At 38.2% G+C, this 25,657-nt stretch carries 24 protein-coding genes and 1 other annotated feature; of the genes, 16 read left to right on the top strand and 8 right to left on the bottom strand.

The window, feature by feature from the left end:
• Nucleotides 1-39: 39 nt before the first annotated feature.
• From RGU12_RS06250 to RGU12_RS06235, 4 genes are all read right to left on the bottom strand, one after another.
• On the bottom strand, nt 40-723 hold the full coding sequence (locus tag RGU12_RS06250) for a response regulator (RefSeq protein ID WP_309535292.1): 684 nt from the start codon (nt 721-723) through the stop codon (nt 40-42).
• On the bottom strand, nt 723-2,330 hold the full coding sequence (locus RGU12_RS06245) for an ATP-binding protein (RefSeq protein WP_309535291.1): 1,608 nt from the start codon (nt 2,328-2,330) through the stop codon (nt 723-725). Before RGU12_RS06245 ends, RGU12_RS06250 begins: the two co-directional genes overlap by 1 nt.
• Nucleotides 2,331-2,496: 166 nt before the next feature.
• Nucleotides 2,497-3,915, bottom strand: a complete 1,419-nt coding sequence (locus tag RGU12_RS06240) for a hypothetical protein (protein ID WP_309535290.1) — start codon at nt 3,913-3,915, stop codon at nt 2,497-2,499.
• 115 nt (nt 3,916-4,030) lie between these two features.
• Entirely contained in the window at nt 4,031-4,537 is a 507-nt protein-coding gene (locus RGU12_RS06235) for an antibiotic biosynthesis monooxygenase (RefSeq protein ID WP_309535289.1), read from the bottom strand.
• Between the two features lie 371 nt (nt 4,538-4,908).
• Here RGU12_RS06235 and RGU12_RS06230 point away from each other — a divergent pair, with 371 nt between their 5' ends.
• The 4 genes from RGU12_RS06230 (at nt 4,909) to hemY (ending at nt 10,884) form a co-directional block, all read left to right on the top strand.
• Nucleotides 4,909-7,047 (top strand): transglycosylase domain-containing protein, encoded by a 2,139-nt coding sequence (locus RGU12_RS06230; RefSeq protein ID WP_309535288.1) that lies wholly within the window; start codon nt 4,909-4,911, stop codon nt 7,045-7,047.
• 373 nt (nt 7,048-7,420) lie between these two features.
• Nucleotides 7,421-8,458, top strand: coding sequence for a uroporphyrinogen decarboxylase (hemE, locus tag RGU12_RS06225; RefSeq protein ID WP_309535287.1), 1,038 nt, complete (start codon nt 7,421-7,423; stop codon nt 8,456-8,458).
• Nucleotides 8,459-8,481: 23 nt separating this feature from the next.
• Complete coding sequence (gene hemH, locus RGU12_RS06220; protein ID WP_309535286.1) at nt 8,482-9,414, top strand: ferrochelatase; 933 nt, start codon at nt 8,482-8,484, stop codon at nt 9,412-9,414.
• Nucleotides 9,415-9,453: 39 nt separating this feature from the next.
• Complete coding sequence (gene hemY, locus RGU12_RS06215) at nt 9,454-10,884, top strand: protoporphyrinogen oxidase (protein WP_309535285.1); 1,431 nt, start codon at nt 9,454-9,456, stop codon at nt 10,882-10,884.
• Nucleotides 10,885-10,915: 31 nt separating this feature from the next.
• Here the strand turns inward: hemY and yhfH are convergent, their stop codons facing one another.
• The gene (yhfH, locus tag RGU12_RS06210; protein WP_116351244.1) at nt 10,916-11,044 is read right to left on the bottom strand and encodes a protein YhfH; all 129 of its coding nucleotides are present in this window, start codon (nt 11,042-11,044) and stop codon (nt 10,916-10,918) included.
• Between the two features lie 190 nt (nt 11,045-11,234).
• Between yhfH and RGU12_RS06205 the strand changes: the two genes are divergently transcribed.
• The 7 genes from RGU12_RS06205 (at nt 11,235) to RGU12_RS06175 (ending at nt 17,168) form a co-directional block, all read left to right on the top strand.
• The gene (locus tag RGU12_RS06205; RefSeq protein WP_309535284.1) at nt 11,235-11,966 is read left to right on the top strand and encodes an MBL fold metallo-hydrolase; all 732 of its coding nucleotides are present in this window, start codon (nt 11,235-11,237) and stop codon (nt 11,964-11,966) included.
• Nucleotides 11,967-11,973: 7 nt separating this feature from the next.
• On the top strand, nt 11,974-12,963 hold the full coding sequence (gene lplA / locus RGU12_RS06200) for a lipoate--protein ligase (protein ID WP_309535283.1): 990 nt from the start codon (nt 11,974-11,976) through the stop codon (nt 12,961-12,963).
• 163 nt (nt 12,964-13,126) lie between these two features.
• Nucleotides 13,127-14,677: a fatty acid--CoA ligase family protein gene (locus RGU12_RS06195; RefSeq protein WP_309535282.1), complete on the top strand. Its 1,551-nt coding sequence runs from the start codon at nt 13,127-13,129 to the stop codon at nt 14,675-14,677.
• A gap of 124 nt (nt 14,678-14,801) precedes the next feature.
• Nucleotides 14,802-15,578 (top strand): enoyl-CoA hydratase, encoded by a 777-nt coding sequence (locus RGU12_RS06190; RefSeq protein WP_309535281.1) that lies wholly within the window; start codon nt 14,802-14,804, stop codon nt 15,576-15,578.
• A gap of 245 nt (nt 15,579-15,823) precedes the next feature.
• Nucleotides 15,824-16,552, top strand: a complete 729-nt coding sequence (locus RGU12_RS06185) for an AzlC family ABC transporter permease (protein WP_309535280.1) — start codon at nt 15,824-15,826, stop codon at nt 16,550-16,552.
• Nucleotides 16,545-16,850 (top strand): AzlD domain-containing protein, encoded by a 306-nt coding sequence (locus RGU12_RS06180; RefSeq protein ID WP_116351238.1) that lies wholly within the window; start codon nt 16,545-16,547, stop codon nt 16,848-16,850. Before RGU12_RS06185 ends, RGU12_RS06180 begins: the two co-directional genes overlap by 8 nt.
• A gap of 12 nt (nt 16,851-16,862) precedes the next feature.
• Entirely contained in the window at nt 16,863-17,168 is a 306-nt protein-coding gene (locus tag RGU12_RS06175) for an MGMT family protein (protein WP_309535279.1), read from the top strand.
• A gap of 26 nt (nt 17,169-17,194) precedes the next feature.
• On the opposite strand, the gene argS is transcribed toward RGU12_RS06175, so the two are convergent.
• On the bottom strand, nt 17,195-18,880 hold the full coding sequence (argS, locus tag RGU12_RS06170; RefSeq protein ID WP_309535278.1) for an arginine--tRNA ligase: 1,686 nt from the start codon (nt 18,878-18,880) through the stop codon (nt 17,195-17,197).
• 44 nt (nt 18,881-18,924) lie between these two features.
• Nucleotides 18,925-19,132, bottom strand: a binding site (T-box leader).
• 161 nt (nt 19,133-19,293) lie between these two features.
• On the opposite strand from argS, the gene RGU12_RS06165 reads away from it, so the two are divergent.
• The 3 genes from RGU12_RS06165 (at nt 19,294) to aceA (ending at nt 23,645) form a co-directional block, all read left to right on the top strand.
• Nucleotides 19,294-20,556 (top strand): M48 family metallopeptidase, encoded by a 1,263-nt coding sequence (locus RGU12_RS06165; protein ID WP_309535277.1) that lies wholly within the window; start codon nt 19,294-19,296, stop codon nt 20,554-20,556.
• 202 nt (nt 20,557-20,758) lie between these two features.
• Nucleotides 20,759-22,348: a malate synthase A gene (gene aceB, locus RGU12_RS06160; RefSeq protein WP_309535276.1), complete on the top strand. Its 1,590-nt coding sequence runs from the start codon at nt 20,759-20,761 to the stop codon at nt 22,346-22,348.
• A gap of 19 nt (nt 22,349-22,367) precedes the next feature.
• On the top strand, nt 22,368-23,645 hold the full coding sequence (gene aceA, locus RGU12_RS06155; protein ID WP_309535275.1) for an isocitrate lyase: 1,278 nt from the start codon (nt 22,368-22,370) through the stop codon (nt 23,643-23,645).
• 63 nt (nt 23,646-23,708) lie between these two features.
• Here the strand turns inward: aceA and RGU12_RS06150 are convergent, their stop codons facing one another.
• Nucleotides 23,709-23,945 (bottom strand): IDEAL domain-containing protein, encoded by a 237-nt coding sequence (locus tag RGU12_RS06150; protein ID WP_309535274.1) that lies wholly within the window; start codon nt 23,943-23,945, stop codon nt 23,709-23,711.
• A 155-nt stretch (nt 23,946-24,100) separates the two neighbouring features.
• On the opposite strand from RGU12_RS06150, the gene RGU12_RS06145 reads away from it, so the two are divergent.
• Nucleotides 24,101-24,313: a hypothetical protein gene (locus tag RGU12_RS06145; RefSeq protein WP_309536310.1), complete on the top strand. Its 213-nt coding sequence runs from the start codon at nt 24,101-24,103 to the stop codon at nt 24,311-24,313.
• 302 nt (nt 24,314-24,615) lie between these two features.
• Entirely contained in the window at nt 24,616-25,167 is a 552-nt protein-coding gene (locus tag RGU12_RS06140; RefSeq protein WP_309535273.1) for a competence protein ComK, read from the top strand.
• Nucleotides 25,168-25,199: 32 nt separating this feature from the next.
• On the opposite strand, the gene RGU12_RS06135 is transcribed toward RGU12_RS06140, so the two are convergent.
• Complete coding sequence (locus RGU12_RS06135; RefSeq protein WP_309535272.1) at nt 25,200-25,565, bottom strand: YhjD family protein; 366 nt, start codon at nt 25,563-25,565, stop codon at nt 25,200-25,202.
• Between the last annotated feature and the right edge of the window lie 92 nt (nt 25,566-25,657).

Below are 25,657 nucleotides of genomic sequence, written 5' to 3'. Positions count from 1 at the left end.
AAGAAAGCATCTTGAATCCACTTCAAGATGCCTTTACAACTACTTAAGTTTTAAATATTTTCGTTCCGGTCTACCTACAATTCCATATTCAAGTTCTGCAGTTACCTCATTATTTGATGTAAGGTACTCTAGGTAACGTCTTGCTGTTGTCCTTGATGCTCCCATGCGTTCACCCATTTCTTCAGCCGTAATTCCTGACTCCAATTGGCTGATTATTTCTCTCACCTTTTCAAGGGAAAGGGGGTCTATACCTTTTGGGTAGTGAATTTTCTTTTCAACAGATTGCATTAACTTGCCCCCGAAATAATGGTCTGCAAAAGACTGATCAACTTCATTCATGCTTAGAAGCAATTCTTTCTTTTCAATATACTTTTTTATTGTTTCTGTAAACTTTTCGACTGTAACCGGTTTTATAAGGTAATGAAAAACACCACTTCTGAGCGATTCCTCCAAATGTTTCTTTTCAGTAGCAGCAGTAATCATTATGATATCTACTTCTGGATACAAATTACGAATGATTGGTAAAATTTCAGTTCCCATTTTATCAGGCATATAAACATCCAATAAGAGTAGATCGATATTGTCATGTTTTTTTAGTAATTCAAGAGTTTCTTTTGCGTTTGATGATTTCCCTATTAAGTTTACATTATCGATTTTTTGAAGGAATTGTTCATGAATCGACGCCACCCGAAAATCATCCTCAGCAATAAGTACATTTATCATCAGTCTACCTCCTTATCAATCTGATTTTTTATCGGTAGAAAAACCGTAAAAATCGCTCCGTTATTTTTTCCATTTGTTACTTCAATTGAACCACTTAACTTATCCACAACGGTTTTAACGTTCCAAAGCCCAAAGCCTCTGTTTTTTTCAGCTTTGGAGGATACTCCTTTTTCAAAGAGTTTAGAAATTTTATCATTTGGGATTCCTTTACCGTTATCACTCACCTCGAAAACGATGTCGTTCCCGATATCGGTTACAAAAAAGGTTACAATCCCTTCATCTTGCATAACCTCGTCAATTGCGTTGTCAATTAGGTTTCCAATAATAATGATGCAATCTGTAATTGAAATATGGCCCGGCAATTCTGTTAGATAGCTATTTTCATCAATTTCTAAACTTACTTTTTTTTCTGAAGCCCTTCCAATCTTTCCAAGTAAAATAGCTTGGAGTTTGGGGTCTTTTATTTGATTAAACAAAATATCGTTTTGAAAGTTTAGTTGATTTGTTTCTTGTTGGATCATGGCAATAGCCTGTTCGTATTGTTGTAGTTGGAGTAATCCAGATAAAACATATAATTTATTCGTAAATTCATGAGTTTGCGCCCTTAAATCTTCGGAATAATTTTTTATCTCTGTTAGGGTATCAACCATTTTCTTAATTTCTGTTTTATCCCTGAAGCTTGAAACCACTCCTACTGTTTTACCGTTTTCGATGATAGGCATACGGTTTACGATTAATACTCGGTTGTTAATGATCATTTCATCATCGGATTCGACCATATTTGAATCCAATACCCGAAGCATTCTTGTATTTGGTAGAATCTCTGCTATTGGTTTGTTAATGCTTTCATTCGAGATTCCAAGCATTTGTTTTGCAGAATTATTAAGTAAGGTAATGAATCCCTTGTTATCAATTGCGATAATTCCTTCTTTTACAGATTTTAAGATTGCATTCCTTTCTCTGTATAAGGAAGCGATTTCATGTGGTTCAAGTCCCATGATGTCATTTCGAATACTTTTTGCTAAGAGAACTCCACCGAATATACCAACTATTAAGACAATAATTGCTATAATAAGAGTTTTAAGTAATTTATGATTCATACTTTGTTGAATCTCGTTTTTTAAAAAGCCAACACTTGCAACACCGATGATTTGTTGTCCGTTATTTTCGGCAAAAATAGGTGCCTTTCCCCATAAAATATGGCCAAGCTCATTTTTTGTTTCTATTGTGTAATAACCACCAAAAACAATTGCTTTATAGTTTTCTGGATCAAAGGCAGAGTGACCAACTTCGTAAGAAGGATACGAAATATTTAATCCATCCTTATATTCAATGAGAACATAATTTGCTCCGGCCTGGTTTCCTATTTGTTGAGTAATAGCTTGCATTGACCCTGATTGTACGTCTTCATGGGAAACATCTTTCATAATTGGTATTAAAGACAGTGTGCGTGACGCCTGTATAGCTAGCTTTTGCATTTCTTCATTCGTGTCTTTTGCTTCATAATAAAGAAACATCCCTGTGAGTACCGAAATGACAAAAACGATTAAAGTAAGAATTAATGTAATAATTTTAGTTTGCAAGGTAATGTTAAATAGTTTTAACATGTCTCTCTCCGATTATATAAATATAGGAAGAATTGTAGAATATATATTATTATATCGAAAAATGTCATAGATTCATAATATTAAATGAATTGAAATGAATAAAAGTTAAAACGATTACATAGAAAAAGAAGCTCTCCTAAAACAAGAGCTTCTTTTAAGGGATGGATTATATCAAAAACATTGCGACAATCGTCGTCACAACGAGCCCTATGGTGACTGGAAGTAAGTTCTTCCTGGCAAGCTCAAATGGGTCAACCCCACATATTGCTGCTGCAGGGATTAGCGCCCATGGTACAAGGGTTCCACCTCCGACCCATATGCCGGCAATTTGCCCCAGTGCTGTTAATGTTGCTGCACCTGCCCCAATTGCGGTCGAGAATAAGGCAGCAAGCGATCCAGCTAACGAAATCCCAGAAAAACCTGATCCATCTAACCCGGTAATAGCACCTACGATCGTTAATGTAATGGCTCCAGTTGGTGCATTTAATGGTACGACAGAAGCAAGACTGACTCCTAGATCGTTCACGATGCCCTGTGAGTGGTCAGGTAAGAAATCACCAATAATCTTCACAAAACCCGAGTCCCCAAGATAGAAAAAGGCAGCGATTGGAATGACTGGACCAAATACTTTAAATCCAAATTGGAAACCTTCAATTAAATAGGTTGTCGTTTTTTCTAACCCAGCACTTTTGTGGGCAACAAGTGATATGAGAAGAAGAATAAAAATGGATGTGCCTCCGACAAGTGCTGTTGCATCTCCACCAGAAAGATTCAATGCAGACATGGCCGCTACATCTAAGGCAAATAGAATTGGAATTAAAATTGCGAAGAAGCGTTTTGATGTTGGAGATAGCAATGTTCTTAGTTGTTGTTCTTCCTGTTTTGAGAGGTCTTTTGTTAATGGGTTTGTATAATTTGATTCTCCACTTACTGAAAGGGTACCTTTTCGCATATCGCGACGAAGGAAGATATAGGCTGTGACTGTTGTCACAATCCCCATTACAAATACTAATGGAATACTTGCCTTTACAACTTCCAGTACTTCGAGACCTGCTGCATCTGCAGTAAGCTTTGGAGCTGCCTGAATGATAAAATCACTGGACAATGCAATACCGTGGCCAAATAAGTTCATTGCCATCGCAACTCCTAATGCAGGTAGACCAACCCGCATGGCAACTGGCAAAAGAACTGCACCGATTAAGGCAACTGCTGGGGAAGGCCAGAAAAACCATGAAATGACCATCATTACGATTCCAATCGTCCAATAAGCAAGTGCGGGGGAACGAATCAGTTTTGCAAACGGAGCAATCATGATATCATTGATACCCGTAACAGTTAACGCCTTACTCATCGAAACAATAATGGCTATGACAAGAATGGTTGAGAGTAATTCGGTAATTGCATAAATAAAGCTATTGAAGACCCCACTTATTGAAGCACTTATCGATCCAGTTGCAGTAATGGCTAGTAAAAAGATGCCAATGATACAAATCAGTGACGTGTCTCTCCTCATCACCATAAAACCGATGATTAAGAGGATAAACGAAACATATATCCAATGCAGGGCGGTTAATTCCACTACCATTGTAAAACCCCCATTCAACTATTCCGAATTCAAGCAAAGGTAACTACACATTTACCTATGTTTGTAATACAGAATATGTTGATGGGGATTAGGTGTGAGAAGTGTGAATGAATTTTTAATCTTCTTGTAAGGAGTGAAACGTTTTTGTATAAGCCGGTCCGGAAAAGACGGTTTTGCTTATCCCAGCTTTTGTTTTTTCAATCACTTGTTCCAGCTCCTCGAAAGCTGGAGAGCGGGTCCAATCCAAATAATAAGATTCCTTCAACCAAAAGCTTGCAATCACATAGGTATCACTTTTTATAGGCCGAAGTATGCGAAAAGCGAGCAATCCCAATGTGTCTTTTAATAGTGAACTCTTTTGGGTGATATTGTATTCAAAAAGTGGCTTGCCTTCATCGGTTACAGGTACATATGTAAATGCAGCAAAACCTGCATCCTGTATGTTCCCAAAACCAAAGAGGACTTCATATTTTCTTGGTGCAGCAAAAATCGATTTCCTAGTCGTTTCATGAAGTAGGATGGCTGTTTCGTTGTTATAAATCAAGGCCATGTTTTCGTTTTTATGCTTTACACGGAGCTTATCTAAAAAATCAACCGTTCCAAGCGCAATATAAAAATTCACGTAACCACTCCTTTATTTTTACGTAATACATAGTAGGAAACTTTTACAGTTATACTAAAAGATAACATAACCAAATAAAAGAATCTGATATCATTGCTAATTTATTATAGCTAGCGCAAGCAGCCTAGCCTCTCTCTAGTCTAGCCAATCCGTCAAGAAGGATAAACTGCATCCTTCTCGCAGGCTTTTCTTATACTTGTCGGACTTGCATAGGACAAGGAAAGCTTCGAAAGCATAATCATCGCACGAAGAAAATGCATTGCATTTTCGAGGACGTGCTGACGTCTGCGTTTGCCACAGGACGTGGCAGTAGTTAGTAGACGTTCTATACTAGGCGCTTCCGCTTTTACTTTTTCCAAGGAGTGATTTAGTTGAAAAAGAAATTATTTCTCTCATCTTTAGTTATTGTCGGTTCATTTGTCCTTGGATTGTGTGGGTATTTGCTTATCATATATGCAGGTGACTATGTCATTGATGACAAAAAGCTGGTGATGAATTCGGCAACAAAGCTAGTCGATGAAGATGGCCAATTCATTACGAAACTATATTATGAGAATCGTGACATTGTACCAATAAAAGATATTCCGGAATATGTCCAACAGGCGTTTATCGCGGTGGAAGACACTCGTTTCTATAAGCATCACGGTATAGACGTTCAGGCGATTGGAAGGGCTATTTATAAGGATATTGTGGCTGGTGGAAAGGTAGAAGGTGGCAGTACCATTACACAACAGCTAGCAAAGAATGTGTTTCTTACAAACGAAAAAACGTTTCTTCGAAAAACGAAGGAATTAATCATCGCCATTAATTTAGAAGAGGAATACAGCAAGCAGGAACTTCTTGAGATGTATTTAAATCAAATTTACTTTGGACATGGTGCATATGGCATTCAGTCTGCATCGAGGTTTTATTTTAATAAAAATGCAAGTGATTTAACCGTTGAAGAAGGGGCGCTACTCGCAGCAATTCCAAAGGCGCCATCAACTTATTCTCCCATTCTTAATCCTGAAAAAAGCAAACAAAGACGGGATTTGGTTATTAATTTAATGGAAAAAAAAGGATATTTGCAACCCGAGGAAGCTGTAAGGGTCCAAGGAAAGACACTTGCTCTTGATATTCATGAGGTAGAAAGAGATCCAGCGTTATTAACCTATATTGACATGGTGTTTGAAGAGGCGAAGACTCGCTATAAATTATCAAATGAAGAATTACTCAGAGGTGGTTATACCATCACAGTTCCTCTTCATTTAGAAGTTCAAAAAACAGCATACGAGCTTTTTAAAGAGAAAAAGTATTTTCCGGGAGTCGATGATCAAGTCGAAGGGGCTTTCGTATTACTTGATAATGATACAGGTGGTGTCTTAGCAAGTATCGGAGGAAGGCACTATGTTAGCAGGGGAATTAATCGAGTCCTGATTAAACGGCAGCCAGGCTCGACAATTAAACCACTTGCAGTATATGGTCCTGCATTGGAAGAAGATGAGTTTGAACCATATTCGATGCTTGTCGATAAAAAGCTATCCTATGGTGAATATGAACCAAGTAATATATCAGGTATTTATAAAGGGAAAATCTCCATGTATGATGCATTAATTGAATCAGCAAATGCACCTGCTGTTTGGATGTTGGACAGACTTGGAATTGATACGGCTAAAGAATATTTAACAAAAATAGGAATCACCATTCCAGATCAAGGTCTATCGATTGCATTAGGTGGATTGAAAGAGGGAATATCCCCAATTGCAATGGCAAAGGCATATCGTGCTTTTGCCCGGGACGGAAAAGTCATCGAACCACATGTTATAAGTAAAATCGAAACTCGAGACGGTAAAGTAATCGGGGAGGCGTCCACGCACGAGACCGAAGCATTTTCAAAACAAACGGCATGGTATATGACGAGAATGCTTGAAGGGGTTGTTGATAACGGAACAGCTAGAGTCGGAAGCTATTCAGGTGCACTTGCTGGTAAAACCGGGACAACCAATTTACCTGGTGTTGAAAACGGGATAAAGGATGCTTGGTTTGTCGGTTTTACTCCGTCTGTTGTGGGGGCTATATGGATGGGCTATGACTCGACAGATGCTTCTCACTATTTAAAAGGGGGAAGTTCTTCGCCAACGAAATTGTTCAAGAAAATACTTGATCAATCAGAGCTGAAAAAAGCGACAGCTTTTTCTACGCCGAAGGATGTGGAAGAACTAGAGCCACCAATAAGACTTTCCGAAATCGATGATGTGAAAGCTAATTTAACGTTTAAGCCGCTAGGGCTATTTACGGTTTCATTAAATTGGACTCCTTCAGAAGACGAACGGATTGAATATCGGATCTATGAGGAGAATTCGAAATCGGTAAAATATGTGGGTTCTGTAAGGGGAATAGGGGGGTATGAAATTGAAAATGTAAACATTTTTTCAATGTCATCCTACTTTATTGTTCCCTATAATTCACAAACAAAGGAAGAAGGTACACATTCGAAATCTGTTAAGCCTACCTTTTTTTCGAATAAATAAAACTAAAAGGGTGGTAATTCCGTTAACCACCCTTAATGTTCGTCAAATTTTTGACATTTGACGCGGTTTTGTATACAAGGATAGTAGAAACAATTATAGTGATAGAGTGAGGATAAATGAAACATATCTTGAATTTTATTAAGAATAAAGTTCAGCCTTCGGCGGATGCCACAGATTTTCAAAGGGAAATCTTCGAGTATAAGATCAAAGACTAAGAACGCCGCATCCTGTGGCAACGTCTTTGTGACCCACCTCGTGTGGACCTAAAAAAACTGAGCGCAAATACGCCAAGGGCGCCATTTGATTAAGTAAAACTTACTTATGCTATGATGGTAACTATTGTGGGAAGATGTTGAAAGGTAGGTAAATACATATGCAAAAGGGTTTTAATGATACATTATTAAGGGCGGCTAGAGGAGAAAAGACTGAACATGTACCTGTCTGGTATATGCGCCAGGCTGGGCGCTCCCAACCTGAATACCGAAAAATTAAAGAAAAATATGGCTTATTTGAAATTACTCATCAGCCAGAATTATGTGCTTATGTCACTAGACTTCCAGTTGAACAATATGATGTAGATGCTGCAATTCTTTATAAAGACATCATGTCTCCACTTCCAGCACTTGGAGTAGATGTTGAGATCAAAGCTGGTGTTGGTCCAGTTATCAGTAACCCAATTCGTTCGGTAAAGGACGTTGAAAAGCTTGGAGAAATTCATCCAGAAGAGGATGTTCCATATGTACTTGATACAATTAAGCTTTTAACAACCGAACAGCTTTCAGTACCATTGATCGGATTTGCTGGAGCACCATTTACGCTAGCAAGCTATATGATTGAAGGCGGACCTTCAAAAAATTATAATAAAACGAAGGCTTTCATGTACGCAGAGCCAGAAGCTTGGTTTGCTCTAATGGATAAATTAGCTGAAATGACGATTACATATGTGAAGTCACAAATAGCTGCAGGTGTAAAAGCTGTACAAATTTTTGACTCTTGGGTAGGGGCATTAAATGTTGAAGATTACCGTCACTTCATTAAGCCTGTCATGCATCGTATATTCTCGGCACTTCGTGAGGAAAACGTGCCACTCATTATGTTTGGAGTAGGTGCTAGCCATTTAGCATTAGAATGGAATGACCTACCTTTAGATGTTGTAGGACTTGATTGGAGACTCCCAATAATGAAAGCAAGGGATCTTGGCGTCACAAAACCAGTTCAAGGAAACCTTGATCCAGCTATTCTATTAGCTCCGTGGGAAGTTATTGAAGAAAAAGCAAAAGAAATTTTAGACCAAGGCATGCAGAAACCGGGTTACATCTTCAATCTTGGACATGGTGTATTCCCTGATGTGAAACCTGAGACTCTAAAGCGTCTAACTACATTCATCCACGAATATTCAAAACAAAATTAATCTAGTCTTTTGAGGTGTATTTTATGACAAAAAAGAAAATGGGTTTACTTGTGATGGCATACGGGACTCCATATAAAGAAGAAGATATTGAACGGTATTATACGCATATTCGTCATGGCCGCAAGCCGTCACCAGAAATGCTTGAAGACTTGCGCAGTCGTTATGAAGCGATTGGTGGAATTTCACCGCTTGCAAAAATTACAACTGAACAAGCTAAAGCACTTGAAGAGCATTTAAATCACATTCAAGACGACATTGAGTTTAAAATGTACCAAGGCTTGAAACATATCGAGCCTTTCATCGAGGATGCTGTTGCTCAAATGCATGAAGATGGAATGGAGGAAGCGGTAAGTCTTGTCCTTGCACCTCATTTTTCAACCTTTAGTGTGAAGGCATATAATGGTCGTGCCAAAGAAGAAGCAGAAAGTCTTGGTGGACCGACAATTACATCCGTAGAAAGCTGGTATAAAGAGCCTAAGTTTATTGAGTACTGGGCAAACCAGGTGAAACAAACTTTTGCTTCAATGACTGAAGAAGAACGTGAACATGCAGTGTTAATTGTTTCAGCCCATAGCCTTCCTGAAAAAATCATAGCAGCGGGCGACCCATATCCAAGCCAATTACAAGAAACGGCTGATTTAATTGCAGAAGCTGCTGGTGTGAAAAATGTTGAAATCGGCTGGCAAAGTGCTGGAAATACTCCTGAGCCATGGTTAGGTCCTGATGTTCAAGATTTAACGAGAGACCTGTATAATGAAAAAGACTACAAGGCGTTTGTTTACATCCCAGTAGGTTTCGTTGCAGATCACTTAGAAGTTCTATATGACAATGACTACGAGTGTAAGGTTGTAACAGAGGAGCTAGGTGTAAGCTATTACCGCCCAGAAATGCCAAATGCGAAACCTGAATTTATCGATTGTTTGGCAACTGTCGTTTTAAAAGAACTAAACAAATAATGTAAAAATGAATTAATAAAGCAAAGAAGGCGATGTTAAGTGAGTAATCAAAAAGTAGTCGTAATAGGTGGTGGGATTACTGGTTTAACAGTAGCTTATTATCTCCAAAAAGAAGCAAAGGAGAAGGGCTTAGATATCAATTGTACGCTTTTGGAAGCAAGCCATCGATTAGGTGGAAAAGTACAGACCGTTGAACGTGATGGCTTTGTGATTGAAAGAGGTCCTGATTCCTTTTTAGCAAGGAAAAAAAGTGCCTCACGACTTGTCAATGAGGTTGGTCTAGGGGATAAATTGGTCAATAATACTGCTGGTAAATCATATGTTCTTGTAAATGGAAAGCTCCATCCAATGCCTGGTGGATCGATTATGGGGATCCCAACCCAAATCGGTCCGTTCATAACAACAGGTTTGTTCACTCCGATTGGAAAATTGAGAGCGGCAATGGATTTTGTATTGCCACGAACACCTGGTAAGGGCGATCAGTCACTTGGGCAATTTTTTAGAAGAAGACTTGGTGATGAGGTCGTTGAGAACCTCATTGAACCATTACTTTCTGGAATTTATGCCGGGGACATTGACCAATTAAGCTTGATGTCGACTTTCCCTCAATTTTATCAAGTTGAGCAAAAATACCGAAGCCTAATCTTAGGAATGAAACAAACAACACCACCAAAACCAAAGCCTAATGGGGAGGCAAAATCGGCACCAAAAGGACAATTCTTAACGGTAACTACTGGATTACAGTCATTTATTGATGCAATTGAAGCGAAGTTAGAGCCAGGTACCGTGTTTAAAGGAATTAAAGTCGAAGGTATTGAAAAACATAACCATCAGTATCTGATAAAGCTCAGTAATGGTGAAGAAATGACAGCTGATAGTGTAGTTGTTGCGACTCCACACCATGTGACGCAATCGATTTTTAATCAATATTCCTTTTTCGATAGCTTTAAGGATATGCCATCAACATCAGTTGCAACCGTAGCAATGGCTTTCCCTGAAGAAGCGATTAAAAAGGACATTGATGGAACTGGCTTTGTTGTATCCCGAAATAATGATTATATTATTACTGCAGTTACTTGGACACATAAAAAGTGGCCACATACAACACCTAAAGGAAAAGTGTTACTCCGCTGCTATGTTGGAAAAGCAGGAGACGAAGCCATTGTAGATCAATCAGACGAGGAAATTATCAAAGTGGTACTCGATGATTTAAACAAAACCATGAACATTACAGATCAACCTGAATTTTCAATCGTAACAAGATGGAAAGATGCAATGCCACAATATACGGTTGGTCATAAAGACCGGGTAGAGTATGTAAAGAAGAATGTTACTGAACATTTACCAGGCGTCTTTTTAGCAGGAAGCTCATACGAGGGTCTAGGGCTGCCTGATTGTATTGATCAAGGTGAAGAAGCGGTTAAAAAGGTTCTGGAATACTTAAAAATAAATACTCCTGTATTGGTGTAAACAGAAAAAGGAAGGCAGTAGCCTTCCTTTTTCATTTTATTTCATTACAGTGGTCACATTTGTTACCGTAGCACTCATGCTGCTCCTCGATATCATGGCCACACTCAACACATTTTTTAGGTGGTAGGTTTTTGAAAAATTCTGTACTTTTTACTAACATTTGAACCCCTCCGTTTCTTATATTGTTTATAGTGTACTATAACAGATAAAAATATGTCAATAACTGTTTTGTAACAAAAGCATTAAAAAGTGAAATTTTTTTTCGTATCGATTATAGTGGTATTGGATAGGGTAAACCATTGAGGATGTGTAATGTATAACGAAAAAGAGAAGACGAGAAAGGTGATCCTATGAAAGTAACGGTGGTAGGTTTTTGGGGCGGTTTTCCAGCAGCAAATGAAGCCACAACAGGATATTTATTTGAACACGAAGGTTTTCGACTTCTTGTTGACTGCGGAAGTGGTGTACTAGCACAGCTTCAAAACTATTTAACAATTGATGAACTGGATGCGATTATTTTATCTCACTATCATCATGACCATGTAGCGGATATCGGTCCAATGCAGTATGCAAGACTAGTGACGAGTGCGATACATAATCAACCAAAGGAACTGCCAATTTATGGACATACAGCTGACAAAGAAGGCTTTTCAAGATTGGAGCACAAAGGTCATACAAAAGCGATAGCTTATAATCCCGATGAAACGATCAAAATTGGTCCGTTTTCGATATCCTTTATGAAAACAAAGCATCCGGTTGTGTGTTATGCGATGAGAATTATAGCTGGTGGACAAACTATTGTATTTTCAGCGGATTCTAGCTACATAGATGAGTTTATTCCGTTTACGAAGGATGCAGACCTGTTTATAAGTGAATGTAACCTCTATGCGGATCAAGATGGTTCCAATATGGGGCATATGAATAGCACAGAGGTTGGAAAAATTGCGGCTGCTTCTGATGTTAAAGAACTGTGGATTACTCATCTGCCTCATTACGGAAATCGTGCAGACCTTGTTAAGCAGGCTTCAGAACAATTTAAAGGCAATATCAAATTAGCAAAATCAGGACTAACATGGGAGTGAAATCACGATGTTGTTTATTGACAATAAAGGAATTAATGATCCGCAAATTAACTTAGCGATTGAAGAATACGCACTCAAAAATTTAGACATCAATGAAACGTATTTATTGTTCTATATTAATGCACCATCAATCATTATTGGAAAAAACCAAAACACAATTGAGGAAATCAATACTCAATATGTAGAAGAAAATGGAATAAAAGTGGTACGCCGTTTATCAGGCGGTGGAGCTGTATATCATGATTTAGGAAACTTGAATTTTAGTTTTATCACAAAAGACGATGGGGAAAGCTTCCACAATTATAAGAAATTCACTGAACCTGTAATAGAAGCCCTTCATAAGCTTGGGGTTAATGCACAATTAAGTGGTCGAAACGATATCGAGGTTGAAGGAAGAAAGATCTCCGGAAATGCTCAATTTTCAACAAGAGGAAGAATGTTCAGCCATGGAACCCTTATGTTTGATTCAGAAATAGATCACGTCGTTTCAGCTTTAAAAGTGAAAAAAGACAAAATTGAATCAAAAGGAATTAAATCTGTAAGAAGTAGGGTTGCTAATATCAGTGAATTCCTAACGGAAAAAATTACAATTGAAGAATTTAGGCAAATGCTGCTTCAATACATTTTTAACACAGAAGGGGAAATTCCAGAATATAAATTAACGGAGAAGGATTGGGAAAAAATTCACGAAATTTCAAAGGAACGTTATCAAAATTGGGATTGGAATTACGGAAAATCACCAAAGTTTAATTACCAACATACACATCGATTCCCAGTTGGCTCGATAGATGTGCGTCTTGAAGTTCAAAAAGGAACGATTGAAAACTGTAAAATTTATGGTGATTTCTTTGGTGTTGGGGATGTTGAGGAAATCGAAAAACGATTAATTGGAACAAAGTATGAAAAAGCCGAGTTAGAGAAGGCATTAGAAGGTATCGACATTCAGCATTATTTCGGTAAAATTACCAAAGATGATTTTATTAATTTAATTTACTAAATTAGGCTGTTGGCGGGTAAGATTTCTTACCCGCCATCATTTAAAAATACATTTTACGTCTTGATAGAAAAACTTTCTTTCAATATAATATATTTAGAATATTATTTTTTGTCATATAATGAATGATTATTCATTCATTACGTTGACCATGGGAGGGAGAAATTTGAATCTATCAACTCAACTTGGGGAAACAGCTAAGAAATACTTCGACAAACCAGCGTATATTTTTCAAGAGAATAGTAGTACATATGCTGAATTAGATGGTGCAGTTTCAAAGTTTGCAAGTGGTTTAGCAAAGCTCGGAATAAAGAAGGGAGATCACATTGCTCTCGTTTTGGGAAATACACCACATTTTGTGATTGGTTTTTACGGTGCACTCCGTTTAGGGGCAACGGTAATTCCGATAAATCCAATCTATACACCAGACGAAATTGGCTATATTGTGAATAACGGAGATGTAAGGGCTGTCATAACGTTAGACTTGCTTGTTCCACTTTTTGAAAAGATGAATCAACACCTTCCGAAAGTAGAACACCTAATTGTGTGCGAAACTCCACAGGGAGCAAATAGTGAAGTAGATGTATCAAAACTTTCAATCTACCCTAAATTGAAATCGTTTACAGGGGTGGTAGGTTCGGGTAATCTTCCTTTTTCTGGTCCAGATCTTGAAGATGATGATGTTGCCGTTATTCTATATACATCAGGAACGACCGGTAAACCTAAAGGTGCAATGTTAACCCACCTGAACTTATATAGTAATGCAAGAGACGTTGCGGATTACTTGAAAATTTCCGAGGAAGACCGAGTCATCACTACGTTGCCGATGTTCCATGTCTTCTGCTTAACAGTAGCGTTAAATGCCCCATTAATGAGTGGTGGAACAATGTTAATTGTACCAAAGTTTAGTCCGAAAGAAATTTTTAACCTTGCCAGGGATTATGAAGCTACGGTTTTTGCTGGTGTTCCAACAATGTACAATTTCCTTCTTCAGTATCCGGAAGGAAATCCAGACGACTTAAGCTCGTTGCGCTTATGTATTTCTGGCGGGGCAGCAATGCCGGTTGCCCTATTAAAAGGCTTTGAACAGAAGTTTAATGTTCTTGTATCAGAGGGGTATGGTCTATCTGAAGCATCACCTGTCACATGCTTTAATCCATTAGATCGTCCACGTAAGCCAGGCTCAATTGGAACAAACATAGTAAACGTTGAGAACAAGATTGTCGATGAAAATGGCGATGAAGTTCCGGTAGGTCAAGTTGGAGAGTTGATTGTTCGAGGACCAAATGTGATGAAGGGCTATTATAAAATGCCTGAAGAAAGTAATGCGGCATTGCGAAATGGTTGGCTCTATACAGGTGATTTAGCACGAATGGACGATGAAGGATATTTTTATATCGTTGACCGTAAAAAGGACATGATTATTGTTGGTGGATATAATGTTTATCCAAGAGAGGTTGAAGAAGTTCTTTATAACCACCCTGACGTAGTTGAAGCCGCTGTTTTGGGTGTGCCAGACCCAGAACAGGGAGAAGCAGTCAACTGTTATGTTGTGAAAAAGAATCCTACCTTAACAGAAGATGATCTTCTAGCTTATTGTCGTGAGCATTTAGCTAAATATAAACTTCCTAGTAAGATAGAATTCATAGAAGAGCTTCCTAAAAATACAACCGGAAAAATTCTTCGTCGTGCTTTAAAGGATTTAGTGACAAAATGAGGGGAAGAACAGGTCAATTTGGCCTGTTCTTTTTTAGATTGTTTTTAAATAATTTAGAGGAATTTTTCAGTTTAAAGCGAAATAGGATGTAAGCGATATCAAATTTTATTGAAGAGGTGTATCCATGACCACAGTTTTATACCAAATTGAAAACCATGTAGCAACTGTCACATTGAATCGCCCAGATGCATTAAACTGTTTTAATTACGAAATGCTTAAGACACTTGATGAAATCGTCGAGGAAATCCGTACGAATGCTGATGTTCGTGTTGTCATTATTACTGGGTCAGGTGAAAAAGCATTTAGTGTGGGTGCCGATTTAAAAGAGCGAAAGACATTAAATGAAACACAGGTCAGAAGAAATGTGTATAAAATTGGCCAGGTTTTTGCGAGTATTGGAGATTTGCCACAGCCGACGATAGCGGCAATAAACGGCTATGCATTTGGTGGCGGAATGGAACTTGCACTAGCCTGTGATTTCAGAATTTCAGTTGAAAATACTCAAATGGGACTAACGGAAACGAGTCTAGCCATTATTCCTGGAGCAGGGGGAACCCAACGACTTCCACGACTCATTGGTGAAACAAAGGCAATGGAGCTTATTTTAACGGCAAAACGAATTAGTGCAACAGAAGCGAAGGAGTATGGCATTGTTTCAAGTGTGGTGTCTCGTGAAGAATTAATGGAAAGTTCCATGAAGCTTGCAAATGAGATGCTTAAAAATGGTCCACTTGCTTTACAGCAAGCCAAATTTGCAATTAAGCAGGGGATGAATACAGATTTACATACTGGCTTTAAAATTGAACGTAAAGCATATGAAGTGATCATTCCAACTGAGGACCGAGTGGAAGCACTGGCTGCTTTTAATGAAAAACGGAAACCTAATTTTAAAGGGAAATAGATTTTGCGAGGGCGCCCGTGGTAGGCGCTTTTTTTATATGCGGGGATTTTACTAAAGTCGATAGAAACGGAATAAAATCGATAGAATGAAAATAAAAACGATAGAATCAAAATAAAACTGATAGACCATAAATAAAAACCGAAAGCCCACATTTCTATAAATTTTTCAGACAAAAACATTGAAAAAGTATTCCGAATTTAAGACAATTAGTAATAAAAATCGATTTAAAGGAGAATAACGGGGGAATGACAACTACAGTACTAACAAAAAAACATTCGGAATTCCGTAGTGGTTTTCAAGCAGGCATCAGTATTGCACTTGGCTATGCACCAGTTGCTTTGACATTTGGTTTATTGGCAAAATCGACAGGGCTTACGGTAGCTGAAACAGTGATGATGAGCATAATCGTATTTGCTGGGGCTTCACAATACATAGCATTACAATTAATTGCCGTAGGAACTGGCGTTTTTGAAATTATACTTACGACTTTCATTTTAAATATTCGTCATTTTTTAATGTGTGCTTCTCTTAATGAAAAGGTAGAGGAGGACCATCCAATTAAAAAAGCATTTTATTCCTTTGGGATTACAGATGAAACGTTTTCTGTTGCTGCGGTAAAGGAAGGTACAGTTACTACTGGTTATTTATTTGGTGTAATTTCCATATCCTATGGAAGTTGGGTTGTTTTTTCAGGGATTGGACATGTCATTGGTGCAAATCTTCCTTATGTGTTGCAGCAAAGCATGTCAGTCGCCTTATATGCGATGTTTATCGGGTTACTTGTACCATCGTTAAAAAAACAGAGAAAAGTAATTGTACTAGCAGGAAGTGCAGCGATTTTGAATGCCATTTTTTCATTTTTCTTAGAGCCTGGTTGGTCGATTGTCGCAGCATCCCTCGTGGCAGCAATAGGCGTTGAAGTGGTCAATAGTTTACTCGGGAACAAGAGGGAGGAGGATGAGCAGCATGGATAAGACAATTCTATTTATGATTATCGGAATGGGGCTTGTTACATATATCCCAAGGATGTTGCCTCTTGTTGTATTTAACTCGGTTAAATTACCTCCATTCCTACAAAATGTGTTAAAAAATGTTCCGTTCGCAATTCTTGGCGCACTGATTATTCCAGGGGTTTTTACGATTAATGAAGATATTTGGTTTGGAATCATTGGTGCAGGAGTCGCTTTTATTGTCGCTTATTTAGGGGCTAATGTCATTGTCGTCGTATTAAGCTCCATTCTTGCACTAAGTATTTATTCATTTTTTATGTAAGGAATAAACAATATGAAACCATTTACCGAAAATGTTATTAGGCTTATTAAGCAGATCCCCCCAGGAAAGGTCATGACGTATGGGCAGATAGCAAAACTTGCAGGAAGTCCGCGGGGCGCAAGACAGGTTGTGCGAGTTCTCCACTCAATGAGTAAAAAATACAATCTCCCCTGGTTCCGGGTGATTAACTCTAGAGGTGAACTCACAATCCGTGACGAAGAAACTCACGCTGCCCAAATGATCTTTCTTGAGGATGAAGGGATAGAAGTTGTGAACCGTTCAATTGATCTTACAAAATATCAATATCATCCAGAATAAAAGCCTAGGACTAAATCCTAGGCTTTTTACATTTCCTCCGGAGCTTTTACTCCAAGTAACCGGAGGCCTTCTTTTAGAACAATTGTAACAGAACGGACCAATGCGATTCGAGCGTTCATTTCGTCGTCTTCATGAAGAACCTTTACATGGCTGTAATATTTATTAAACTCTTGAGCAAGTTCAATGATATATTTTGCTATAACAGATGGCTCATAAAGCTGCATACTTCTTTTGATGATAGCTGGGAATTCGGTGAGAAGCTTTACAACAGCCCAGCTATGAGAATCGGAAAGCCCTGCAATTGGTGTACTTGAAAGTGCTGCTTTTCGTAAAATTGAGCAAGCTCTCGCATGTGTATACTGAACATATGGACCAGTCGTACCCTCGAATTTCAGCATTTCCTCTAGTGAGAATTCGATATTGTTGAGTCGTTCATTTTTTAAATCATGAAAAATGATTGCGCCAACACCCACCATTTGCGCAATTTCTTCTTTGTTTTCTAGGGATGGATTTTTTTGTTCAATATTTTCCTTCGCAAGTCTAATGGCTTCTTGAATGACCTCTTCCAAAAGAACAATTTTTCCTTTACGAGTGGACATTTTCTTTCCGTCCTTTAAAATAAAGCCGAATGGAACATGAACCATATTGTTAGCCCACTCATATCCCATCTTTTCTAATACAAGAAAGATTTGTTTAAAATGCAAGCTTTGTTCATGACCAACCACATAGATTGCCTTCTTAAAATGGTAGCTGTCTTGCCGATAAATGGCTGCTGTTACATCTCGTGTTGCATAAAGAGTGGCTCCATCTGATTTCTTAATCAAGCAAGGAGGAAGGTTCTCTTTTGATAAATCAACGACCTCTGCACCATCTGATTCAGATAACAACTTTTTATTATTCAGCCTTTCGATCGTAGCATCCATTTTATCATTGTAAAATGCTTCACCATTATAGGAGTCAAAATCAACATCAAGTAAGGAATAAATCCGAGAAAATTCCTTTAACGATTCCTTTCTAAACCAACGCCAAAGAGATAAGGCCTCCTCGTCGCCATCCTCAAGTTTTTTGAACCATAATCTGGCCTCATCTTCAAGGGCCGGCTTCGTCTCAGCTTCAGAGTGAAAGCGTACATAAAGCTGGAGTAGTTCAGTAATGGGCTTCGCTTGAACCGCTTTCTCATTGCCCCAAAGCTTATATGCCACAATGAGTTTTCCAAATTGAGTGCCCCAATCACCAAGATGGTTGATTCGAACTGGCTGATAGCCACATTTCTCCACAATATTGGCAAGAGCATTCCCTATCACGGTTGAGCGCAAATGTCCCATCGAAAAGGGCTTCGCAATATTAGGGGAGGAAAAATCAATCGTAACAGTACCACCTTCCCCAAGATTATGGCTTCCATACTGAGATCCTTTAGTTAGAATGGTTTGTATGACGTGTTTACTCACTTCTTGTTTGTTAAGAAAACAGTTGACATAAGGGCCTTCGGCAACAATCTTTTGAAAAAGTGGTCCTTGTATCGCAGCGGAGATTTCCTGTGCGATAACCGCTGGGGCTTTTCTATATTGCTTTGCGAGTGTAAAGCATGGAAAAGCAAGATCGCCTTGTTCTTGGAATTTAGGTTTTTCAATCAGCTTTAAAACTTCTTCGTATGTTAAGGCACCCTTAAGTTGATTTGATATTTCTTTGGCATACGTTTTTATGACATTCATATTTACCCCCCCCAATCTAAAATAAAAAAAATCCCGTCTCTAAAAAAAGAGACGAGATTTACCCGCGGTACCACTCCATTTGTTCATGATGAACCAAGCTTAATAAGTAACGGGTTCCCCCGGCACACCCTACATCATATTCAGGTGAACTTCTCAGAAGTGCGGTTCATCTTGATTTCACCATTGGGCTTCCACCGTCCCCAACTCGCTATTGGCCTACATCATGACTACTCTCTTCATCAATGAATTTCAGATATATTTTAAATAGAATATCTAATTCTCTTAAAAAAATCAACTCGTTTTTCAAAACTTATCTTTGGCAAAAATGGATGATAGTAAAAGTCAATGTTCTAACTAGCACTAAATTAAACTAAAATACAGTAAGAGGGTTGTACATAAAGGGGGACAGCTTAGTGAAAAAAGTAATCGGTTGGTCACTTGGAGTTTATCTTGTTTTTGGCTTATTTATAGCATGGTATTTATTTTTCGGGGCAAATACGGACATACCTGCTCAGCTGAAAGGAAGTCCGGCAGATCCACAGACATTTATGAATGAACGTGAACTATTGTTAAGTGAAGAGTATTCACAAATCAGGAACCTGTTGTTTTTCCTGAACATACCATTCGAATGGTTGATTTATATACTGGTACTTGTGATCGGTATTTCTGCAAAGTTTCGTGATTGGTCAAAAGTGTCAGCTAAATTTTCGATTCTACAAACGGCGATTTATCTATTTTGGTTATCCTTGCTTGTCGAAGTATTATCCTTTCCACTTTCTTGGATTAGCTACAATGTTTCAAAAACGTATAATATTACCGTTCAATCCACACAAAGCTGGATGAAGGATCTCCTGATTGATTTTTGGGTGAATTATGCATTAATGATTGTAATTGTGGGCGTCTTATTCTGGCTAATTCGCAGAAATGAAAAAAGATGGTGGTTTCATGCATGGCTGCTGTCGATTCCATTTTCAATGTTTCTCATGTTTGTACAGCCAGTTATTATCGACCCATTGTATAACGACTTTTTCCCATTAACAAATAAAGAATTGGAAACGAAAATTCTTGAGATGGCTGATCGTGCAGATATCCCGGCAGACCACGTATTTGAAGTGAATATGTCTGAAAAGACAAATGCGTTGAATGCATATGTAACAGGAATTGGCTCTAATTCTCGAATTGTGCTTTGGGATACGACTCTTCAGCGACTAAATGAAGATGAAATTTTATTCATTATGGCCCATGAGATGGGACATTACGTGATGAAACATATTTACGTCGGAATTGCGGGTTATTTGCTGTTAACCTTAGTGGGACTCTTTATTATCAGTAAACTCATGACCTTTATGATTCGTAAATGGGGTCATATATTTAAAATTTCAAGTGTCAAAGATATTGCGGTTTTGCCTGTGTTTTTATTATTAATTTCGGTATTAAGCTTTTTATCCGATCCAGTTTCGAACGCAGTTTCAAGACACCAGGAAAAGTCAGCTGATTTATATGCACTTGAAATGACCGAGGATAATAAGGCAGCAGTCTCGTCATTCCAGGAATTATCAAAAGCGGGTCTAAGTCAAGTGAACCCACCATTCCTAGTTAAAATTTTCCGATATGGACACCCGACGATGCTTGAAAGAATTACGTATACAAACGAATTTGAAAAGGGTGAAAAATAAACGAAAGAGCCTTGCTTACGGATCTATTTCTGTAAACAAGGTTTTTTTACTGCTGTGTTGTTATAGTACAGAATTACTATTTTGAAAATTGTTATATAAAATATACAGAAAAATGTTCCATTTCTGGAAAGTCTGTTATATAATACTTTTAGTATTAAAAAACTGTATTATAACAATACGAGGAAGGTGTGTTTGGGACAAAATGACGATACAAACCTCAGGGCTTCAGATTACAGGAAAAATGAATGAGCAGTATGAAGAAATTTTGACACCTCAGGCATTAAACTTCATTGAAAAACTAGAACGGAACTTCGGAGAAAGAAGAAAACAATTGTTAGAAAAGAGACAGCAAAGACAGTGCGAAATCGACAAAGGAATCATGCCCACATTTTTATCCGAAACAGAACATATTCGGAATGGGGATTGGACAGTTGCTCCGGTTCCGAAAGACCTACAAGATCGCCGCGTTGAGATTACTGGACCTGTCGACCGAAAAATGATCATTAATGCATTGAACTCAGGAGCTAAAGTATTCATGGCAGATTTTGAGGATGCTAATGCACCTACTTGGAATAACGTGATTGAGGGGCAGATTCATTTACGGGATGCTGTAAGAAAGACGATTACATTTGAAAATCCAAACGGAAAAACGTATCAATTAAACGATGACATTGCAACACTAGTTGTTCGACCACGAGGCTGGCATTTAGAAGAGAAGCATATTGAACTTGAAGGGAAGAGAATCTCTGCGAGTTTACTAGATTTTGGACTTTATTTTTATCATAATGCGAGTGTGTTAATCGAGAATGGAAGCGGGCCTTATTTCTATCTACCGAAGATGGAAAGCCACCTAGAAGCAAGACTGTGGAATGATGTATTTACCTTTTCGCAAAAGGAGCTAGGAATTCCCCAAGGAACAATTAAAGCTACTGTTCTAATTGAAACAATTCTTGCAACATTTGAAGTGGATGAAATTTTATATGAACTAAAAGAACACTCCGCAGGTCTCAATTGTGGGAGATGGGATTATATTTTTAGCTATTTAAAGAGATTTCGAAATATAGAGAATGTGATTTTACCAAACCGATCAGAAGTCACGATGACAGTTCCATTTATGAGTGCGTATTCACAGCATGTCATTAAGACTTGTCATAAGCGAGAGTGCCATGCGATTGGTGGAATGGCAGCCCAGATACCAGTAAAAAACAATCCACAAGCAAACGAGGAAGCCTTTAATAAAGTACGTGCGGATAAAGAACGTGAAGCAAATAATGGCCATGACGGTACATGGGTTGCTCACCCAGGGCTAGTACCTGTTGCTAGGCAGGTTTTTAATACGATTATGCTAGGACCTAACCAAATTGATAAAAAACGTGAGGATGTTCAAGTGACCGCCGAGAATCTTATTGCTGTTCCCAAAGGCAGCATAACAGAGCAAGGTGTACGTACGAATATCAATGTTGGGATTCAATATATCGAATCATGGCTTCGCGGATATGGTGCAGCGCCAATTCATAATCTCATGGAGGATGCGGCTACGGCAGAAATTTCTAGAGCACAATTATGGCAGTGGATACGCCATCCAAAGGGGATTTTAGAGGATGGAAGAAAGGTCACATTTGAGCTTGTTCAACAGCTACAAGAAGAAGAACTTGAAAAAATAAAACAAGAAATTGGTAGTGAAGCATTTGAAGCAGGGCGTTTCGCGGAAGCAATAAATCTTTTTGAGGAATTAATTACAAATGATGAGTTCGTAGAATTTTTGACTATTCCTGGATATGAAATTTTATAAATAAAAGGAGGAATTTAAAATGACAAACGAAAGAATTCAAAAATTGCAGGAAAGCTGGGAAATGGATTCAAGATGGAAAGGAATTGAAAGACCCTATCATGCTGAGGATGTTATTCGCTTACGCGGTTCAATCGATATTGAGCATACGTTAGCGCGTAGAGGGGCAGAAAAATTATGGAATCTTCTTCATACAGAGGATTATATTCATGCTCTAGGTGCATTAACCGGGAATCAAGCTGTTCAGCAAGTTAAAGCGGGTCTTAAGGCCATCTATTTAAGTGGCTGGCAGGTTGCGGCAGATGCGAATTTATCTGGCCACATGTATCCTGACCAAAGCTTATACCCAGCTAACAGTGTGCCAAGTGTTGTAAAGCGGATTAACCAAGCTTTACAGCGTGCTGATCAAATTCAGTATTTAGAGGATGAAGGGGATATTGATTGGCTTGCTCCAATTGTGGCCGATGCTGAGGCCGGCTTTGGGGGTCAGTTGAATGTATTTGAACTTATGAAAGGCATGATTGAAGCAGGAGCTGCTGGCGTACATTTTGAAGACCAGCTCTCATCAGAAAAGAAATGTGGTCATTTAGGTGGAAAGGTATTATTGCCAACGCAAACTGCCGTTCGAAATTTAATTTCTGCACGACTTGCAGCGGACGTTATGGGGGTTCCAACGATTTTAGTGGCAAGAACAGATGCTGACGCAGCAGACCTTATTACAAGCGATGTTGACCCTGTTGATCAGGCATTTATTACAGGTGAACGAACACCAGAAGGCTTCTTCCGGACAAAAGCGGGACTTGATCAAGCCATTGCACGCGGTTTAGCGTATGCACCATATGCTGATTTGATTTGGTGTGAAACATCTGAGCCAGACTTAGAACAGGCCAAGCGCTTTGCAGATGCCATTCATGAGAGGTTCCCTGGCAAGATGTTAGCATATAATTGTTCTCCATCATTTAACTGGAAGAAAAAACTTGATGAAGATACAATTGAGAATTTCCAAAAGGAAATCGGAAAAATGGGGTACAAATTCCAATTTGTCACGTTAGCAGGATTCCATGCTTTAAACCATAGCATGTTTGAATTGGCAAGAGGCTATAAAGAAAGAGGAATGGGGGCATATTCAGAGCTTCAGCAAGCTGAATTTGCAAGTGAAAAGTATGGTTACACAGCAACAAGGCATCAACGTGAAGTAGGCACAGGGTACTTTGATGAAGTTGCCCAGGTTATCACAGGTGGAACATCTTCAACAACTGCTTTAAAGGGATCTACAGAAGAAGCGCAATTCACGAAGTAAGATTCATGAAAAAACTGGCTAACATCTTTGTTAGTCAGTTTTTATGTGATTTTAAGAAAAATTCTACAATGTTTTACTAAATAGTTTTCGGTATTCAGCCGATGCTTTCATAAACAAACCTTCATTTCTGGTGTCAATCGCTTCGTTAACCTTCGTTTCCAAAAGCTCTTTTTTTCGTTTGAATAGGCTCTCATCAATAATCATTTGAATATATATGTCTAATATCGATTCCCTAGGTGTTTTAAACTTTTTAGTATCTCGTGACCTCATGATCTCAGAGTATGTTTTTCTATTCTTCATGAAATCTCACCCCTAAATCCTTTTTAATAGTATATTTAGGTAGTGATGTAAAATCAACTGAATTTTTGGACTTTTTAAAAATTTATTTGGAATACTCAAAATGGGAGTATGATTTGTTAAATTTTCATGCATCATAATAATGGAGGTGGAAAAAAATGAAAAATCCAAATGAGCATACAAATCACGATATCCCAATGAATACCCCCTTAAATCCAGTTTTCGGGATGTCAAACTCACTTGATACAAATAATCCTTTTCTTTCGGAATCAGTCTATGCGGGTAATTCGGTTGATGAGCATACGACATTAGAACAAGCAAATGCATATCTTGCTGAAAAGGAACTTGGTCAAATAAATGAGAATTCATGAGAAAAGCGCATACGCGTCCGCCCATCGATGACAAGCATAAGACAAGCACTGGCAGAAGGTGTTTTTACATTTAGAAGCGATTGGTTAGACCAGAGTTGATGACGCCTTGAGCTAGACAATTAAAAGGCTTTGTGGAATTCTTTTAAAAATATTCTTTCGTTGTGAAAAGAGCATTTTAAAAAGAAGTCCACTTTTTTTTGTGAACTTTTTGTGAACGGTATAGTTATAAATACCTAGAAGTGATATTATGGAAATGCTTACATTAGTTTAAAAATTAAAACAATTTGAAAGGGGATGAATGAATGGAAGTTAAGAATAGCAATTATTTAGTGGAATATGAGATCAACCCTGACACAATGGCAGTACTTCCAATTGAAATGGGAAATCATACCTGTTCAAGAGTGCTTGAAGTAGAAGGTGAATATGTAGTAGCCATGAAGCCTACTGAGATTGTCGACCGAAGCTGCCGTTATTTTGGAAGCTCACTTAAAGGTCGGCAAGAAGGAACGCGTGAAATTATGGGGGTGACTCATAAGGCTCCAATCATTGTAGAAGCTTCCAATAAGATTTTTCTATTTCCAACCGCTTCTCCAACAAAGCAGGAATGTGCATGGCTGTCTCATCATTATGTCTCAGATTGCAAGTTTAGTTTACATGAGGAAACGACTGTTATTTTTACAAATAAGCAAGCCATTCAACTACAAATCTCGAAGGGCTCCTTCCAAAACCAACTCCATAGAACTGCACAACTGCGGACTATCGTCACAAATCGAATGGATAAATCGAATAAACGCATTAATTTCGTCATAAATCCTCAAATCAACGATTGCTTACCCAATAAATCTGATATCTGATCTAAAAAACTTTCTGCCTATATTGCCATTTGCTACTCACTGGTATTATTTTCGACCAAATAAGATTCGAGCAGCTGTTGAACCTCATTTCGAATCCGTGGGTTAAAGTAGTTATGTTCCTCTTCATAGCCTCGATACATGAATGAAAATAGGGTAAATGCCTCATCTCTTTGTTTTTCCCATACCTTCATATTTTTCTTTTTCATTTGCAGTTTAATTGTATAGAGGTCTTTTTGAACTTTCTTCATGGTATGTTCAAGTAAATGGAGATAAGGCTTTTTTAATTTAAAGCCAGCTGTTTCTATTGCTGAAAGATCACGATTAAGGATGGTGAGAACCATTGGTAAGAAGATGGCTTTTTCAAAAATATCACGGTCATCCTCAGGAATTCTTGTCATGATTATCCCTCTTTCTAGAACGTATGTTTGTATTTATAATAGAACATTTTTTTAAAAGAATCAATAAACATGAAGGAAAAATTATTTCTAGT

This window comes from Ferdinandcohnia sp. QZ13 (genome assembly GCF_031324165.1).
Taxonomy (GTDB): domain Bacteria; phylum Bacillota; class Bacilli; order Bacillales; family Bacillaceae_L; genus Ferdinandcohnia.
The sequence above is the reverse complement of the archived record's forward strand: the minus strand, read 5'-3'. Positions and strand labels throughout refer to the sequence as shown.